Consider the following 274-nt stretch of genomic DNA (forward strand, 5'->3'; position numbering starts at 1 on the left):
GTGCTAAGCTAATGAATTTAGACGGCTTAACTCCCAAAACATCTACTGAAGTACTCAGCAAACGCTTTTGGAGACGTTACGGAAGAAATGCAATTAACATGTTAGAAAAAATTCGAGAAGTTCCTGAAAAAGCTGAGCTTCTAATTAAAAATTCAGAGTATTTACGTGTTGAAATTGAACATGCTGCCGAACGAGAAATGGTAACTAAACTAAGTGATTTTTTACGTCGCCGCTCTAAAATATCACTGGTTGTACGTAAAGAAGATATCCTCTC

1 protein-coding gene is annotated in these 274 nt (G+C 36.5%); it reads left to right on the plus strand.

Annotation, left to right across the window (positions count from 1 at the left end; genetic code table 11):
- Positions 1-274, plus strand: a 274-nt coding sequence (locus AAEY57_RS19945) for a glycerol-3-phosphate dehydrogenase C-terminal domain-containing protein (protein ID WP_350608659.1), incomplete at both ends; no start/stop codon positions are given.

This window comes from Pseudoalteromonas sp. MER144-MNA-CIBAN-0113 (assembly GCF_040308965.1).
Classification (GTDB): domain Bacteria; phylum Pseudomonadota; class Gammaproteobacteria; order Enterobacterales; family Alteromonadaceae; genus Pseudoalteromonas; species Pseudoalteromonas tetraodonis.